Raw genomic sequence first — 17,377 nt, forward strand, 5'->3', positions numbered from 1 at the left:
CCATCTCTTATAAGGATTTTGCAACTTCTGCCACATGCTCCGCTGTAAATCCAAAATGTTTGAATAACTGTCCGGCAGGACCGCTGGCACCAAAGCCTTTCATGGTCACATATGCACCGTCAAGTCCTACATATTTGCCCCAGCCAAAGTCACTTAACGCTTCCACTGCCACACGTTTGCGAACCTCTTTTGGAAGAACAGATTCTTTGTATGCCTCAGTCTGCTCCTCAAATAAATCCATACATGGCATGGAAACAACTCGCACCTTCTGACCGGCGAGAAGTTCTTTTGCCTTCACTGCAAGTTCCACCTCAGAACCGCTGGCAATCAGAATGATGTCCGGTGTTCCGGCACAGTCGTCAATAATATAGCCTCCTTTTAAGGCGTCCTTGCTGCTTCCTGGCATTGGAGTCAAATTCTGTCTGGTAAGAACAAGACCGGTAGGAGTCTTTTTAGAAGTCAATGCAGAATACCATGCTGCTTCTGTCTCTGTCTCATCACAAGGACGGAATACATGGAAATTCGGCATAGCCCGAAGCATGGCAAGCTGTTCAATCGGCTCATGGGTTGGTCCGTCTTCACCCACACCAATGCTGTCATGGGTAAATACAAAGATCTGCGGAATTCCCATCAGAGAAGACAAACGAGCCATTGGCTTTGTATAGTCACTGAACACAAAGAAAGTTGCAACAAATGTACGAAGACCGCCGTGAAGCAGCATACCGTTTCCGATTGCAGTCATCGCCAGCTCTCTTACACCAAAGTGCATGTTTCGTCCGCCCCGGTCTTCCTTTGAGTAATCTCCCACATCAGACATGTTAGTCTTATTGGAAGGAGCAAGGTCTGCAGAACCGCCGATTAAGTTTGGCATAAAACTCTTGATCCGGTTTAAAACCTGACCGGATATATTCCTTGTGGCATCTGCCTTTTCAGAATCTTTCCAGAAATCTTTGCATGCTTCAATGGACTTCTCGGCTCCATCGGGGTCATGATATGCGTTCCAGAGATTTTCCATATCCGGGTATTCCTGGCAATATGCTGCAAACATTACATTCCATGCAGCTTCTACTTCTGCCTTATTCTCTGCCAGCTTTCTGTAATGGCTGTAAACCTCTTCGGGAACAAAGAACGGCTCTGTAGAAGGCCAGCCTAAATTCTCCTTTAAAGCAGTGATATTATCCGCTCCAAGAGGCTCTCCGTGAGCGCTTGCTTTTCCCTGCTTTGCAGGACAGCCGTAACCGATCTGGGTCTTAATTGTAATAAAGGAAGGATGCTCTGTATCTGCTTTTGCTTCTTCAATGGCACGGGCAATTGCACCCAGATCATTGCCGTCTTCTACGGTAATTGTCTGGAAATGGAATGCCTCCATGCGTTTTTGAACATCCTCTGTAAATGCAATGTCCGTACTTCCTTCAATAGAAATCTGGTTGGAATCGTAAAGAACGATGAGTTTTCCCAGACCAAGGGTTCCTGCCAGTGAAAATGCTTCTGAAGAGATTCCTTCCATGAGACAGCCATCTCCGCCAAGTACATAGGTGTAATGATCTACAACAGGAAAATTGTCTTTATTAAATACAGATGCCAGATGAGTTTCTGCAATCGCCATACCAACTGCCATACCCATACCTGCGCCAAGAGGACCTGTAGTCGCCTCGATTCCTACGGTATGACCATATTCCGGATGACCCGGAGTCTTTGAACCTAACTGACGAAAATTCATCAAATCTTCTTTGGATAAATTCCCATATCCAAACAAATGAAGGAGGGAATATAATAACATGGAACCATGACCTCCAGATAATACGAAACGGTCCCTGTTTGTCCAGTCTGGATCCGCCGGATTGTGATTTAAGTGGTTTGCCCATAATTCATAAGCGGCGGCTGCACAGCCTAAGGGAAGTCCGGGATGTCCGGAATTAGCTTTCTGGATCGCATCTGCGGATAAGATGCGGATTGCATTGATTGACATGGATTCTACGTTGCTCATTGGTAATGCCCTCCTATTTGTAATCTAATTTCTTTCATATTTTGAGGACCAGTCACGATCAGAGTATTAGGAAATCTGCCGTTACGGACCTTGGATACCGGAAAATCAAATGTGCCTGAAAACTTAAGCCTGCCGGACAGGTTATAAACTCTGCACGAATTCTCATTATACAGAAATACTCGGTCGCCGTCAATATCGGCATTGGTATACGAATACTGGAAATCACTTGTAAATACCTTGTCCCCATTGGCTTTATACACCTGAAGACGTTCTTGCCCATCGGAACCTGTAACAACAAGTCCAACATACTTCTTTGAGTAAAACACACTCTTTATCTCATCCTCAATGGGAATCTGCTTTATAAGCTCTGGTGAAAGTGCATTTTTTGTGGAATAAAAGGATACACTATTATCCGCAAATGCGCAGGAATAAGTATCATCAAGAAACCGAACCTGGGCAACAAGAGAAGAAACATATGGCTCATCAAAGCCGCCCACCAGCCTGTCCGGTACGCTTTTTCCAATTTCTGCAAAATTATGAAATGCCACTCTGCCGTTTAAAGTGCCATTTTTTACATAAGCATAGGCTCCAATGAGCTGAGTCCCATCCGGAGACAGGCTAACATCTACCGGGTAGCCGGAATCTCCGCCTAAAAGAGCCTTGATCTTTACATCAAGCACTGATCCATCCTGTTTAAAGAAATATATGTAATTGGAGGTGGAGTCTTCTAATATGGCTGCCACCACTCCATAAGAAGATACAGAAGCCTTTACAATCGGAAGCACAGTAGTGGCAACACCTGTATTACCTGCTTTGTCAAAGATATAGATCGAATTCCCCTGCTGGTCTGCAATGGCTGCATAATCACCGCTCACATACGCTTTGGGGGATTTCATCTCATAACTTTGAATCCAAACTTCCTTTCCCTTCGAATCTATATAGGAGGCGCCATCCTTGCTGTATTTCAGCACGTTGGAGCCAAAATTCATATATCCTTCAAAACTCCCCTCATTCATCGCCTTTTCCCATACCACACCAAAACTGGTGTACTGATGAAACTGGAAATACTGATAGACACCAATTCCTCCTGCCAGACATACAACAGACAGGACCAGGAAGATTCTGAGCCTCTTTTTCTTCACTTTAACCCGGGCTTTTTTTATGATTTCCTCGCTGGATTCGTCCTTATTGGCAGAAGTGGGGACAATCTGTCGCCTTAGCTGGTTTTTTTTAATCTCTCTGTTCATAGAGTTCAGTTCGCTCATGCAGTTTTCTCCTAAAAATGCCCATATATAGTTGTAGTATACATCATTTTCAGAAGAAACGCATTATATTTTTCTACGGAAGCAGTAATTTCTGACCCTCAATGATCTTATTTTCATCCTCCAATCCATTTAACTCACAGATTTCTTTTACCCGGTTTACCGTATGGTATTCTGCTATACTGATTCCGTAAAGCGTTTCCCCTTCCTGCACCACATGGATTCTTTTTCCTGCCGCGGATGCTTCTTTTGTTTCAGCCGGAGTCTCAGTGCTCTCCTTTAGAGGCTTGCTCTCAGATACTGCCTGACTGGTTTCCGGTACAGCCGCACTGGATTGTGCAGTACTGGTCTCTGTCGAAGCTTTTGTCTCTGCGGAAGTTTTTGTCTCTGTCGGAGCTTTTGTCTCAGCAGAAGCTGCACTGGTCTCACTGGCTTCACCAGAAGATTCTTTTTCTGAAGCCGTTTCAGCCTGAGCCTGTCCGTCCCTGCCTTTTGTTTCCGGAATTGTTTTCGACATAGTTTCCTTATTTACTGCTGTGGTGGGACTAATTCCACCCTCCACTTCCTCTATCACTACCTTTGATTCGGATTTTCCCCCTTTCTTCACACTTTTACCCAGAACCTGTTCCGCCTTTGCAGGAATGGCAGACGCAATCACACTTTCCATACTTCTCATCCGCTCATAGTTGTTAAACATAACAATTCCGCCAGCTAATATGACGACCGACATGGCAGTACACATGCCCTTTAGAAGCCCGGCAGTCTGATGCCTGTCCGTTACTTCTTCTTTACGATCGTCCATTCGCTTGCGGAATTCTTCAATTACCTTATCATTTGTATCGGTTTCGATACGTTTTACATCTTTACGCAAAACCATATAATCCTGCATCATCTGATTTCGCTCATAAAATATACTATAACCCTGAAGCCTGTAAAAACCGTCTTCGGACGTTATGTATATTGTTTCATCCCCCTCTGTTCCACTGCTTAAATACATCAGTTTGTTGCTTCCTTCAAAATACTGGATATGCTGTTTCCAATAATTCAAAGGAGTTAAATCATCTCCTGGACTGCCACATAAAAACCAGCCCATAATTGATCGTTTAGGGAAAAGCTCTTCCAGGCTCTGGTAAGCTTTTTTCCAGGCAATTTCCGTAAAAACCACCTTTCCTCCTGCTTCGGTAACCTCTTCCATCTCCAATGCACCGTCGATGAAAATATATGGTGTCCCATCATTCATTTCAATGGTTCCCAGAAGCAGTCCTACCCGCAGTCCTTGTCCCGGCGCAGGATACAAACGTTTTAAATAAGTGTTTACATAATCCTCAACATACAGTTTTACGATCTGATCCCGTTCCCCGATCTGCCTTATATTCTTTGGCAGCTTCGGGAACGGATTGTATAATTCACCCATTGGCTCACCCCGCTATTCTTATTAATCCAATGAATCATAACATAGCAAAGATGAGAATCGTGTCAAAGTGTGGACGAGTTTTCCCATAACTTTTCGACAAGATAAATACTACGGCTAATGCAGTCAGCCATACGCATAACAATTGACAGCCGGATACTCTGGAGCATAAGAGGATCGTAATTTCCACAGCTTCCCACGATTCCAGTTATAAAAAGATCCCCAACCGCACGCAGTTCCTTGCTCACTCCAAGCCCTGGTTTTAGTGCGCCCCTTCCAAGGGTTACATAGCCGATATGCTCCATATTACCAACGGAGGCATCCACTGCGACCACCACATAATTGGGATAACGCAGCCGTAAAATTGTCTGATACGTCTCAAGATTCATTGCATGAACCGGACGGTCCAGTGTTCCCATAACTTCAATATGTTCCAGTCCCGTTTCTTTTAACTTGTAACCGATTAAGGGCCCAAGGCTGTCTCCCGTGGAACGATCAGTGCCTATACACAAAAAAAGTACACCTGATGCCTTCTTTAATTCCAGCTCCGTACTTATCATATCGTAAAGCCGGGAAGCAAAATCTTCTGCCTCAAAGGTATGCTTTGTGTCATAATAAAAAACGTCGCGGTTTCCCCGGATCGCAATTCTTTCCCATAGTTTCATAATATCCTGCCTTGCTGTCCTTATTTTCTCTGTTCTATTATAAGCCGCTATTTCTGGAATTATTCACCACACGGTCCGGGAAAGTTTCAAAAAAAACAGGCACAGGAAAACCACGCTTCTGCGCGTTCTTCCTGCACCCTCATTCTAGTCCTTAAGGCTCTTATAAAGATTCTTGGCTTCACTAATGGAGGAAGCCTTCCCCATCCGGATTATATCAGCCAGTTCATCAAGCCTGTCCGGTACCATAAACTCTTTTCCAATATAAGACGCATAATTATCATTAATAAACAAGGTCTGCTCCTTGACACGAATCTCAGCTTCCTTTGCACTGGCAGAAGCTTCTTCATAATCCTTTAAAAGCCTGGTCAGCTTGTCCTTAGTATTGGCAGCAATCTCATCTGAAATAATGGTCTTTGTCACCTTATCAAATGTGTTCAAAGCTTCCCTCTTTTTATCCATAATATCCGCCAGATCCTGCTCCGTCCTGGCAATCTCATCATCGAATCTTTCCAGGTTATAAACCGCTTCGTCACGATCCCGTTTAATGGAGCGGATAATCACTTTCATCTTCCTGTCATTGGATTTCATAAGATCTCTGATGGACCTTCCCTTTTTTAAGGCAGTCAGATGTCTCACTTTTGTCAGGTTATTAAAGAAAATATAAATACCCCCAAAGATAAGAATCGTAAAAAAATAAATTCCAATTAAATAAATCAGACTTCTTTCCGGAATGAAAAAATAGATCCCGCATGGAATTGCAAGAAAGCATAATAAAATAAAAATAAGCAAAATCAGCCATTCCCCAAATCCGCCTGGCAAATAAAGAGAATAAAACAGCCTGCTGTTACAGATCCCAGGAACGCCTTCCTGTCTGAATAAATCTTTTGTCTGTCGTTTCAATTCCTTGTTGTGGCTCTTAAGTTCGGCAGTTTCCTCTTCAATCCGCTCTCGAATTCCCTGGGTTTTGGCTTTCTCCCGTTTGCTTCTTATGCGTTTTAACGAATCCTGTTCTCTGGCAATTTCTTTATCATAGGTACTTTCAATCTCTTCAACTCTTTTTTTTACCGTGAACTGAATGGCATCTGAGACTGCCTTTTTTTCCGCCTCCAGCTCCTTTTCCAGACTTTTCTTTTTCTGATAGAACTCATCCAGAAGATTTCTGCTTGCCGCCAGCTCCTGAACGGCTCTACAGGCTTCTCCAAGAAAACCAACCTGATCTGTTATGGGTTGTGCCATCTTAAGTCTTCCTCCTTGGGTTTTTCCTATGAAGATTCTATCATATTTCTTATTGTTTTACAATGTCCGTCATTTTCCTGCTTGCACTGCATACGCGTATGGTGATATAATCATTGCATCATAAAACTTACGGTATACAACGCTTATTTAGAAGGGAAACCATTATGTTTCGCATGTGGGCAAAATTAATAAAAGACACAAAGATTCTAAAGGACACAGTTATCTGTATCTCTGATTACAACCTCTCCAGAACTTCTATGGTTTTTGAATCACTGGAACAGATCTGCTATGAGTTTGACTTAGGCAAACCCATGTGGCTGGAAGCTACTATCCAGGAATTTAAAAAACACTCAAAAGCCAGATTTAACCAGGATAACTTCATCGAACACATCGAATTTGATTTTTTAGAGATTCAGGTAATTGAAGAATAAAAAAAGCTCTTCCGCACAGCATTTCTGCCAGGGGAGAGCTTTTTTTCGTATTATTTTTACTGTGCCTGTAAAGCACTTGGATCAACCTCTGTATATCCTTCTAAATCTGGGGCAGTCACTTCTACTGGCTGACCAGGATTCTTATAGGTTGTATCTGTAACCATATCAATGGTAATTGTCTGTCCCTCTAAAGTCATCTCCATAGAGAGATTAACCTTCTGGGCTGTAATGTATCCGTCTTTATTCACGGTTGCTTCACCATCTACACTTTTAATAGTGTAAGTAACACCCTCTGCGCCTGTTCCTAACTGCTCCATGATCTGCTTGGCAAAAGTTTCCATCTTGGAAGCATCAACGGTAAAGGTAAGTACCTGATTCTCCCCATCCTTTTTCACTGCAAGCTTCTTCATATAGGAAGAATCCATTGTATTCTCTGTACTCTGTTTTATCTGCTTCATCATTTCATCTAAATCCATGGCATACTTGATCTTCTTTCCTGCTGTCTCCATGTAATAGTATCCACCTTCATAATACATGGAAAGATCAACATTCTGTCCCATTACAGAAGTCTTTCCTTCTGCCAGATATCTCATATTTTCTGTATTAAGATCTACCATCTTCATATCCAGATCCATGGTGACATTCTCTTCGTCTTTCCCTTGAGCCATCTTCATATCAATGAGAGATGTTGCCTCAATGGATGTCAGTTCTGAAGTCTTCTTTGTTGCATCATCATAAACGGCCTTTGCTTCGTTTCCTCCGGAGCATGCGGTCAATGCAAATACCATTGCTGCGGCAAGAAAAACAGTTACTTTCTTTTTCATATCGTCCTCCTAAAATGTATGTTTCTTGTGACACCTATTAAGTATACAATATACTTATTAAAATTTCTAATTAAGTTTTGTTAAATATTAATTAAATTAACCGTAAATAAATACCGGTACGGCAGTCCTGCTTCCCTGGGACCACCATACCGGTACTCTATAAAAATATATTATAATCGCTTTAATAATTCTTCCCGCTCTTTTTCATAACCCGGTTTACCAAGAAGTGCAAACATATTTTTCTTATAACTCTCCACTCCCGGCTGGTTAAAGGGATTCACCCCGAGAACATACCCACTGACACCACATGCAAATTCAAAAAAGTAAAACAACTGTCCCAGACTATATTCATCCTGTTTGGGAATTCCTATAACAAGATTGGGCACACTGCCGTCTGTGTGTGCTAAGATTGTTCCATTCATGGCGCTTTTGTTGACGAAATCAACGCTCTTACCCGCCAGATAATTCATTCCATCGGTATCCCCCTCTTCCTCTTTTAGAAGAATCTCTTCTGGAGATCCCTCAATATTGAGCACAGTTTCAAACATAATTCTGGCTCCATCCTGAATAAACTGTCCCATAGAGTGAAGATCCGTGGTAAGATCGACTGCCGCCGGGAATATTCCTCTCTGGTCTTTTCCTTCACTTTCTCCAAACAACTGTTTCCACCATTCGGAAACATAATGGAGACTGGGCTCATAATTGGCAACGATCTCAACTGATTTCCCCTTTCTGAGAAGAATGTTACGGACTGCTGCATACAAAAGAGCATGATTAGACTCATAAGGAGTTTCAAGTGCTGCTTTTCTTGCCTTCTGTGCCCCTTCCATCAGCCGGTCTATATCGGCACCTGACACTGCAATAGGAAGAAGCCCTACGGCAGTGAGCACAGAAAAACGTCCGCCTACATCATCAGGAACTACAAATGTCTCATATCCCTCCTGGTCTGCAAGATTTTTCAGGGCACCTCTTGCCCTGTCTGTTGTTGCATAAATTCTTTTATTTGCTTCCTCACGGCCATACTTTTCAATCAGCAGATCCTTGAATACACGGAATGCAATTGCCGGCTCCGTAGTGGTTCCGGACTTTGATATAATATTAACAGAGAAATTCTTTCCTTTCAGCACATCCTTTAAATCATGGATGTATTTGCTGCTGATGCTGTTCCCTACAAAGTAAATCTCAGGAGTTTTACGCAATTCTTTCGGCAAATTATTATGGAAACTATGGGATAAAAATTCAATGGCTGCCCTTGCGCCGAGATAAGAGCCTCCAATGCCAACGACTAACAGTACGTCAGAGTCTTTTTGAATTTTCTCTGCGGCTGCCTTTATTCTATGAAACTCTTCCTTATCATAATCAGTCGGAAGATCAATCCACCCAAGATAATCATTGCCTGCACCAGACTTGTCCATCAGGGTCTCTCTGGCACACATCACAGTGGCTTTCATATTCTCCATTTCTTCTGCTGAGACAAAGCCGGACGCCTTAGAATAATCAAAAATTATATTTCCCATTGCTTATATTCTCCTTTTTCCTTATGTTCAGGTTGCTGACTGCCTGTTAAGGAAAATTATACCACAAAAACTACATGATTGCGATACACTTTTACTCTGTCTGCCAAAAATTCATGTCAGATATTCCTGAAAAATTTCACCAATAAGTTTTAATTCCTCCGGGTTTAATTCTTTGATCCAGTCCTCGCCGGATTTGTTTCCCCGCTCTCTTTCCCTGCTGGCGGCAATCTGTTCCAGACTTCGTTTTAAGTAGTCCACATCCCGCCTGGAGGAGACAGGCTCCTGAGAAACTGCCTTTTTCTCCGCTTCTGCCTCGTCAGAATGGGTTTCCGCCTGTTGGGTCTGCAAACGGTTTCTTACCGGCTTTTCCGGACGTTCTGCTTTTAACCTCTGTCTGGCACTGCGGCGGTCCTGCCTTGTCTCCTTCACCGGCTCTGTTGCCTGGGAAGGATAAATAGACCTTATATTTTCACGGGACTCAGGACTTGGACCCGATACTCCATCAAATTCATCTCTCGCCTGATCCAGACGATAGATCAGAATATTTTCCAGATAATTATCCAGCACCGCAAAAAGCTGCTGCCTCTTTTCTGTTATTCCCGCTCCATGATCCACTAAAATGGTAAAGAGTCCTGCCATAATTCCCACGGACCCGTATAGCACTATGTAATAAGGATCCGTCCGGTACCAATAAGAACCAAACGCGGCTGCGCCTCCCGCCAGAAAACACCAGAGTGTCATCTGATTGGAAAATATATTCCAGCCATGGAGTGTTACTCCCATATATTTAAAATCATACATCTGCCGTTCCAGATACGGCTTTATTCTTGGAATTCCCTGGTTCATCTGATAAGTAGACTCGGTCTTCTGTTTAAAAGCCCTCAGACACTTGTTTTTGGTCAACATCATGTTATCGGATTCTTTAATCAGTCTTTTGTAGAGGTTACGTGTCAGCCATCTTGTAATTACTCCGATGCCGCAAAAAGCTGCCAGCACGTATAACGCTTTGCCTGTCTGTAAAATTTCCAGCATAATAATAGCTCCCCTTTCTTGCCCGGTCTCCCCGGGTGATAGGTCTATTATAAACACCCGGAAAGGCTTTGGGAAGATGAGAGAGCCTAGAATCGTTCGTCAAATCCTGCCAGGATTCGATTCTGAACTTAAAATGAATACCTTTTTGCAATAGCCAGAATAAGGTTGACAGAGTGCTTTACAGCCAATGCCTCAAACTCGCTATAGTCCATGTTTGCGCTGTCATCCGCCTTATCGGAGATGGCTCTGATAATTAAAAACGGAATGTTGTTTAAGTATGCTGTCTGAGCAATCGCAGCCCCCTCCATCTCGGTACAGGAACCGCCGAAAGTTTTGTGAATCCAGTCTTTTTTAACCCTGTCGGAAATAAACTGATCCCCGGAAACAACCCTTCCGATAAAAACTCCAATCTCAGGATTGACCTCTTTACAACAATTATAAGCCAGTGTCCGAAGGTTTTCATCGGCTGGAAAAGAGAATTCTTTCATCTGGGGAATCTGCCCTACCGGATATCCGAAACCAGTTGCATCCATATCATGGTGTACTACATCCGTAGACAATACCACATCAGCTATATTGATCTCGTTTTTTAAAGAACCGGCAATTCCTGTATTAATTACAGCGCTTACCTTATAATGTCCAGCCAAAATCTGGGTGCATACCGCCGCATTGACTTTTCCGATTCCGGAACGAACCACAACAACCTGAAGCCCTTCTAAGATTCCTCTATAAAAATCCATTCCTGCAATGGTCTCTACGGTTACCTGTTCCATGGATTTTTTTACTTCTGCAACTTCCACATCCATAGCGCCGATTATTCCTAACATATATTTCCTCCTTCATGATCTGATATCTTTTTATTATACCGTCTTTCCCCATGTTTGAAAAGTGCTATTGACACGGATGAAAGGTTTGACTATAATTTAGGTTGTTTACAAGGAGATAGACCGGAATCGGAGGTACCAGTTATGAATTATAAGACACGCGGAGTCTGCTCAAAAGAAATCAGTTTTGACGTAGAAGATAATAAGGTCATAAATGTTCAGTTTGTCGGAGGATGCTCCGGGAATACCCAGGGTGTTTCACGCCTGGTGGAAGGAATGGATGTAGATGAAGCCATCAGACGTCTGGAAGGAATCCAGTGCGGTTTTCGCCCTACTTCCTGCCCAGACCAGCTTTCCATTGCATTAAAAGAATATAAAGAGCACACTCATTGACCCATTCGCTGCACAACTTTTCAAACGGCACCAAGATATTTGTACAAAACAACGATCTTGGTGCCGTATTTTTTATTTTTTTACGATATTTGTATGTAAAAGTATAATATTTTATAAACTTACTGATTAAATATTGACAATATATGGAAATCATCCTAGTATTGTTTTATAAACTACTTACAAATGACAACCAATTATTCTTTTACCAGATATGTCTGAAAGCTGTCTGCTTCAACATGCGTGGTATACTTTGTGATGGGTTTTCCTCCAAATAAATCTCATACAAAGCATGATGTATCCGCAGAAGCCATATGTGCTCAGACATTCTCTGGAAACTTCTGAACAAATAACTGTTCAGAAAACCAGATATAGAAAGGGGTTATCATATGAAAAAAGTGAAAAGAATCACCAGTATCCTAATGACTTGTCTTGTAACTGCCAGTTTGATCTCCTTCCAGCCGCTTCCTGCAAATGCTGCTTCGGCAACATATTATGTGTCAACAGGCGGAAAAGACTCCAATAACGGGCAATCAAAGGACAAACCTTTTAAGACCATCGAAAAAGCCATTTCAAAAGCAGACGCCGGAACAACCATTTATGTAATGGCAGGCACCTACACTTCTTCCAGTACATTCAAACTGACCAAAAATGGAAGTTCCAGTGCTCCGATTAAAATCCGGAATTACAATGGTCAAAAACCCGTCATAGACTTTTCAAGTCAGCCATATGCAGATAGTTCCAGAGGATTCCAGATCTCCGGAAGCTACTGGCAGATTGAAGGGCTGACCATTCAAAATGCAGGAGACAACGGTATTCACATCAGTGGAAAAAACAATCAGATTAAAGACTGTTTTATTACTAAATGTGGTGATACCGGGCTTCAAATGAGCAATGGAGCCGCCAATAACCGGATCATCAATGTGACCTCTACCTATAACTACGATTCTAAAACCGACGGGGAAAACGCAGACGGTTTTGCTGCGAAACTAAGCGTCGGACCTGGCAATGTTTTTGAAAACTGTACGGCATTACATAATTCCGATGATGGTTTTGACTTTTATTCCGCTGGCAATCCAGTAAAAGTCTACAACTCTGAAGCTTCTTATAATGGAAAGAAAAGCGGCAATGGCCAGGGCTTTAAAGTAGGCGGCAATCACACCGCAGATAAACACTATCTGGAAGGCTGTGTAGCCATTGGAAATAAATCCAGAGGTTTTGACCAGAACAATAACACAGGTGCTGTTACTTTAAAGAACTGCACTGGTACAAATAATAATATAAACTTTTATTTTCCAAAAGCACCTAACTCAGGAAAACATGACTTTAACGGCTGTATCTCCAATGGAGGTAAGAAGAAAGATGTCATTGTAGGTGCAAAGGAAGTCAACTGCTCCTTTAATAAGTAATATAATAATATTTAAGGAAAAGAAGGAATCGCTCCAAAAGAGGGACTCCTTCTTTTCCTTTGCATTACCGGTCCAACAGTTTACATGCCACGACTCCCACCAGAGTGGAGAACAGGGTTGCCGCCAGAGCGGGTCCTACCACAGCCGTTGGATTGGCGCTTCCGTACTGGCTTCTGTAGGCAATCATGGTAACCGGAATCAACTGGAGGGACGATATATTTAAAATAAGAAAATTACACATTTCATTATTGGCAGTTCCTTCTGGAACAGACTTTTTCTTTCCTTCTTTTCTTCTGTCCTCCTCCAGTTCTTTTAAAGACTCCATGGCTTTTAACCCCGCAGGCGTCGCCGCCCAGCCAAGTCCCAGAACATTGGCAATCATATTGGTTGCAATATAAGCCAGGGATTCATGATCTCCAGGAATTCTGGGAAACAGAAAATGAAGAACAGGACCCATTCTTTTTGACATCCGCTCAATCAGCCCTGATTTCTGTCCAATCTCCATAATTCCAGTCCAGAACGACATAATCCCAAGCATAGTAATGCTCAACATGACCGCTTCCTTCGCTGAATTTAAAGCGCCATCTGTTACTGCACTTAAATTTCCATGCAGTGCTCCCCATAATACTCCAACAAGAATCATAAATGCCCATAGATAATTTAACATGAACGTTTCCGTGTTCTTTTTCTTGTTTCATCTTATTCTTCAATCAGACACCTTATGTGTCTTTGCAGTAAAAAGAAAAGAACCGGCCCTGTTGGGGAGCCAGCTCTTTTGCTCTATTTAAAAGGTATCATCCTTTTTGATCTTATGAGGAATCAGACGATGACGATACTTATGAAGTTCGCGGATATTGGTCTGATTATCAATAACTTTTCCAATTTCTGCCACAACAGTAGGAATTAAAGAAAGTCCTGCTGCCAGAAGCCAGTGATAAGTACCGATAGCTGTTAAATCAAAGATTCTTCCCACTGACGGAACTGCTGCCAGAAAGCTAAATACAGCAATCATTGCAACCGTACTGTAAACCACTGGAAGATTGTCTCTGACCGTTCTCTTAAAGATGGATTTTCTGCTTCGAACCGTAAACAAATGAAGAATCGAAGTCCAGCCTAAGATTAAGAATGCAACGGTCTGGCCAATTGCCTGAGAAGGTTCATACATTCCAGGAAGTACATGGAATGTTGCGATATAATAACCAATCAAAACCACTGCCGAACATGCGATGGTCTGCTGAATAATAACCGTTAAAAGTCCTCCGTTTAAAAACCCTTCATCCCTTCGGATCGGTTCACGGTCCATCAGACGGGGATCGGACCGCTCTCTGGATAAATAAAGTCCTGGAATACCATCACCCAGTACGTTAACCAAAAGTAACATAATAGGGGTAACTGGAATTCCCCAGCCTTTCAACTGTGCCACAAGCATAATTACAATCTCAGAAATATTGCATACAAGAAGGAAGTAAATGGTCTTTCTAATGTTAGAATACACATTCCGGCCTTCTGAAACAGCATCAATAATCGTAGCAAAATTATCATCGGTCAACACCATGTCGGAAGCACTTTTTGCCACTTCTGTCCCGCTTCGTCCCATGGAGATTCCCACGTCTGCGGCTTTTAGTGCAGGCGTATCATTGACACCATCTCCGGTCATGGATACAACTTCCCCATTCTCCTGCCATGCCTCAACAATCCGGATCTTATCCTCTGGTGAAACACGGGCATAAACGGAATACTGATGAATATCCCTGCATAACTCTTCATTGGAAATATTTTTAAGTTCCTGCCCGGTTAAAACCTTTTCATTCTCTCCCAGTATACCAATATTTCTTGCAATGGCACTTGCCGTTACTGCATGATCTCCCGTAATCATAACCGTTCTGATTCCAGCCATCTTTGCCTTTTTAACAGCCTCTGCTGCCTCTGGACGAGCCGGATCAATTAAACCAATCAAACCGCATAACTCAAGATCCCGTTCGATTTCTTCCGGTCTTTTCATATCCGGTGCTTCTTCTGTACGACGGATTCCAAGAGCCAGTACCCTGAGGGCTTCTTCTGCAAAATGTTCATGTACAGCCGAAACTTCTTTTTCAAAAGCTTCATCAAACTTATTAAGTGGCAGACGATCTAGAGCGCCCTTTGTAAGGATCAGATATCCTCCTGACACATCTTCTAACACCATTGTCATCATCTTACGTTCTGAAGAGAAGGGAATCTCTCCCACCATACGATACTGGGCAGAGATACTTTCGTTTGATAATCCCTTATTATGCAGAAGCCGCATAATTGCCTTTTCAGTAGGATTTCCCATAATGGTTAAGGTACCATCTGCTTCTGTCTGGACAGAAGCATTACTTGCAAGGGCAAACTTTGCCAGAAAATCTTTCTGCTCCTGTAAAAACTCCTCATCAGCATCAAATGGATCGTTGCCTGGTATCCAGAGTTTCTCAACGGTCATTAAGTTCTGTGTAAGGGTTCCTGTCTTATCCGAACAGATCACTGAGGTATTGCCAAGCGTCTCTACCGCTGTCAGTTTTCTTATGAGGGCATTTTTATGAACCATGTTTTTTACACCCTGGGACAGAGACAGTGTTACAATTAAGTTTAATGTCTCAGGCACAGCCGCTACGGCAAGTGTTGCTGCCAGTGTAATCATGGACCAGAACGGTTCTCCCTGTAACACACCAATAAGAAGTAGTAAAATGGCTGCAATGATTGCGATCATACTGATCGACTTTGCCACCTTCTCCAGACGCTGCTGCAGCGGAGTCTTAATCTTCTGGGAATTGTTTAAATAACCAGCGATTTTCCCCATCTCACTGTTCATTCCGGTACCAGTAACAACTGCCACCCCATGACCAGATGTTACATGACATCCGGAAAATACCATATTAAGCTGATCTCCTAAGGGAACCGTTCCCTGGAGCAGGATATCTGCATTCTTCTCAGAAGGTTCACTTTCGCCTGTAAGTGCCGATTCATCCACCTGTAGGTTCGTGCTGGTAAGAAGACGGGCATCTGCCGGAACAATACTTCCAAGCTGAAGCACAATCACATCTCCGGGCACCAGTTCCTCTGTATCGATCTCCTTTTGCACACCATCTCTCAATACAACACAGTTTGGCGAATTCAAGCTGGTCAATGCCTCAAGAGCCTTTTCCGCACTCCGTTCCTGAGTAATTGCCAGAATCAGATTCAGGATAACAATGGATACAATGACAACCGGCTCAATAAAGCCATGACCATCCCGTATTGCCATGCAAAGGGAGAGAAGCGCTGCCAGAAGCAGGATAATTGTAGAGATATCCTTTAACTGGTGCAAAACATCCCTGACCAGGCTGGATTTTTCCTGTTCTGCAAATTCATTTTTTCCATAGGTGCTTTGCCTGTTTCCTGCCTCTTGATCCGATAATCCCGTTTTCTCATTCGTGTTAAAGTGTTTCAGTGTTTTTGATATACTAGCTTCATACCAATTTTCCACTCTATCAGCCTCCTTTCAATTATGATGTTTCATTGACTGGTTCCTTCAGTGTTGCATCAACCAGCTTCTCAAGCTTCCGTTCCATACTTTCCGCACAGTGATTCACTTCTTCACTGATTCTCTCTGTGGCGTGGAATGCGGCATCGTAAACAACCCTTGGTTTATCGTGCACTGCTTCCCGGATAGAATCTATAGGTACCGAAAGCTTTTTAAGCTTTTTCACCGGAGCAGCAATGTCATCTTTTAAATCCTCATAGCCATAAAGCAGTCCCCGCACCTGCACACAGCAATGATTCATGACATGAACCACTTCCTCTGCCATATCTAACTCCACAGACTTTTCCAGAGCCTCAATCAAAGAAGATACCACTTCCTGAATCTCTGGCTGTGGAAGTTTCTCCATAATTCGAAACAGAGTTTCCGACTTTTTAAGAGAGATTATCTCATCCCTTTTATACCGATATCCTGTTCCTCCCATAAGAAACTCCACCGTCACGCCAAAATAGTCCGCTAGATGTCTGGCAAAATCAATATCCGGAGCCCTCTTTTCATTTTCATAGTTATTGACAGTCATTCGGCTGACCCCTAACTCTGCTGCCAGCTTCTCCTGACTTAAGTGTTTCTCCTCCCGGAGAACCTTAATACGCTTCCCTATCATAATTCCTCACACCTTCCTTGTCATTTATTATAAAGGAATATGATAACAATGTAAATCTTTTTATAAAATGATATCAAACGTTATCATTTTTTATATCTTCTCTTCATATTAATGTAAACGGAACAATACAGTCGCATTTATTGCTCTGCTTCACTAATTTAATCTTAATACTGTTCCGAAAACCACGAGCTTTTTTCAAGCTTTTTCTGTCTATTCTTATCATTTTTTGTAAAACAATCCTACTTTA

15 protein-coding genes are annotated in these 17,377 nt (G+C 42.6%); 3 read left to right on the plus strand and 12 right to left on the minus strand.

Translation table 11 applies throughout. The annotated features are described in order from the left end of the window. Positions 1-7: 7 nt before the first annotated feature. The 5 genes from tkt to FAY33_RS15610 all read right to left on the minus strand — a co-directional run bounded on the left by tkt (position 8) and on the right by FAY33_RS15610 (position 6,561). The gene (tkt, locus tag FAY33_RS15590) at positions 8-1,987 is read right to left on the minus strand and encodes a transketolase (protein WP_143322159.1); all 1,980 of its coding nucleotides are present in this window, start codon (positions 1,985-1,987) and stop codon (positions 8-10) included. Next, positions 1,984-3,252, minus strand: coding sequence for a DUF5711 family protein (locus FAY33_RS15595; protein ID WP_143322160.1), 1,269 nt, complete (start codon positions 3,250-3,252; stop codon positions 1,984-1,986). Before FAY33_RS15595 ends, tkt begins: the two co-directional genes overlap by 4 nt. Before the next feature lie 73 nt (positions 3,253-3,325). Continuing rightward, the gene (locus FAY33_RS15600) at positions 3,326-4,663 is read right to left on the minus strand and encodes a LysM peptidoglycan-binding domain-containing protein (RefSeq protein WP_143322161.1); all 1,338 of its coding nucleotides are present in this window, start codon (positions 4,661-4,663) and stop codon (positions 3,326-3,328) included. A 62-nt stretch (positions 4,664-4,725) separates the two neighbouring features. Beyond that, a complete protein-coding gene (gene yyaC, locus FAY33_RS15605; protein ID WP_143322162.1) occupies positions 4,726-5,325 on the minus strand; it encodes a spore protease YyaC in 600 nt (199 codons plus the stop codon). A 144-nt stretch (positions 5,326-5,469) separates the two neighbouring features. Then, positions 5,470-6,561, minus strand: a complete 1,092-nt coding sequence (locus FAY33_RS15610) for a hypothetical protein (protein WP_143322163.1) — start codon at positions 6,559-6,561, stop codon at positions 5,470-5,472. Between the two features lie 164 nt (positions 6,562-6,725). Here FAY33_RS15610 and FAY33_RS15615 point away from each other — a divergent pair, with 164 nt between their 5' ends. Continuing rightward, positions 6,726-6,992, plus strand: a complete 267-nt coding sequence (locus FAY33_RS15615) for a hypothetical protein (protein WP_143322164.1) — start codon at positions 6,726-6,728, stop codon at positions 6,990-6,992. 56 nt (positions 6,993-7,048) lie between these two features. On the opposite strand, the gene FAY33_RS15620 is transcribed toward FAY33_RS15615, so the two are convergent. The 4 genes from FAY33_RS15620 to FAY33_RS15635 form a co-directional block, all read right to left on the minus strand. After that, on the minus strand, positions 7,049-7,816 hold the full coding sequence (locus FAY33_RS15620) for a DUF6612 family protein (RefSeq protein WP_143322165.1): 768 nt from the start codon (positions 7,814-7,816) through the stop codon (positions 7,049-7,051). 170 nt (positions 7,817-7,986) lie between these two features. After that, positions 7,987-9,333, minus strand: coding sequence for a glucose-6-phosphate isomerase (locus FAY33_RS15625; protein ID WP_143322166.1), 1,347 nt, complete (start codon positions 9,331-9,333; stop codon positions 7,987-7,989). 111 nt (positions 9,334-9,444) lie between these two features. After that, on the minus strand, positions 9,445-10,365 hold the full coding sequence (locus tag FAY33_RS15630; RefSeq protein ID WP_143322167.1) for a hypothetical protein: 921 nt from the start codon (positions 10,363-10,365) through the stop codon (positions 9,445-9,447). A 128-nt stretch (positions 10,366-10,493) separates the two neighbouring features. Next, positions 10,494-11,192 carry a 5'-methylthioadenosine/adenosylhomocysteine nucleosidase gene (locus FAY33_RS15635; RefSeq protein ID WP_143322168.1) on the minus strand — a complete coding sequence of 233 codons (699 nt, stop codon included), beginning with the start codon at positions 11,190-11,192 and terminating at the stop codon, positions 10,494-10,496. 141 nt (positions 11,193-11,333) lie between these two features. Here FAY33_RS15635 and FAY33_RS15640 point away from each other — a divergent pair, with 141 nt between their 5' ends. Together FAY33_RS15640 and FAY33_RS15645 are read left to right on the plus strand one after the other, a co-directional pair. Continuing rightward, positions 11,334-11,582 carry a TIGR03905 family TSCPD domain-containing protein gene (locus FAY33_RS15640; protein ID WP_143322169.1) on the plus strand — a complete coding sequence of 83 codons (249 nt, stop codon included), beginning with the start codon at positions 11,334-11,336 and terminating at the stop codon, positions 11,580-11,582. A gap of 386 nt (positions 11,583-11,968) precedes the next feature. Beyond that, on the plus strand, positions 11,969-12,988 hold the full coding sequence (locus FAY33_RS15645; protein WP_143322170.1) for a right-handed parallel beta-helix repeat-containing protein: 1,020 nt from the start codon (positions 11,969-11,971) through the stop codon (positions 12,986-12,988). Between the two features lie 64 nt (positions 12,989-13,052). Here the strand turns inward: FAY33_RS15645 and FAY33_RS15650 are convergent, their stop codons facing one another. From FAY33_RS15650 to FAY33_RS15660, 3 genes are all read right to left on the minus strand, one after another. Beyond that, positions 13,053-13,655: a nucleoside recognition domain-containing protein gene (locus tag FAY33_RS15650; RefSeq protein WP_143322171.1), complete on the minus strand. Its 603-nt coding sequence runs from the start codon at positions 13,653-13,655 to the stop codon at positions 13,053-13,055. A 117-nt stretch (positions 13,656-13,772) separates the two neighbouring features. Then, positions 13,773-16,472 (minus strand): cation-translocating P-type ATPase, encoded by a 2,700-nt coding sequence (locus tag FAY33_RS15655; protein ID WP_243126790.1) that lies wholly within the window; start codon positions 16,470-16,472, stop codon positions 13,773-13,775. A gap of 19 nt (positions 16,473-16,491) precedes the next feature. Further along, positions 16,492-17,130: a helix-turn-helix transcriptional regulator gene (locus FAY33_RS15660; RefSeq protein ID WP_143322172.1), complete on the minus strand. Its 639-nt coding sequence runs from the start codon at positions 17,128-17,130 to the stop codon at positions 16,492-16,494. Between the last annotated feature and the right edge of the window lie 247 nt (positions 17,131-17,377).

It is taken from the genome of Clostridium sp. HBUAS56010, assembly GCF_007115105.1.
In the GTDB taxonomy this organism is placed as follows: Bacteria; Bacillota; Clostridia; order Lachnospirales; family Lachnospiraceae; genus Lacrimispora.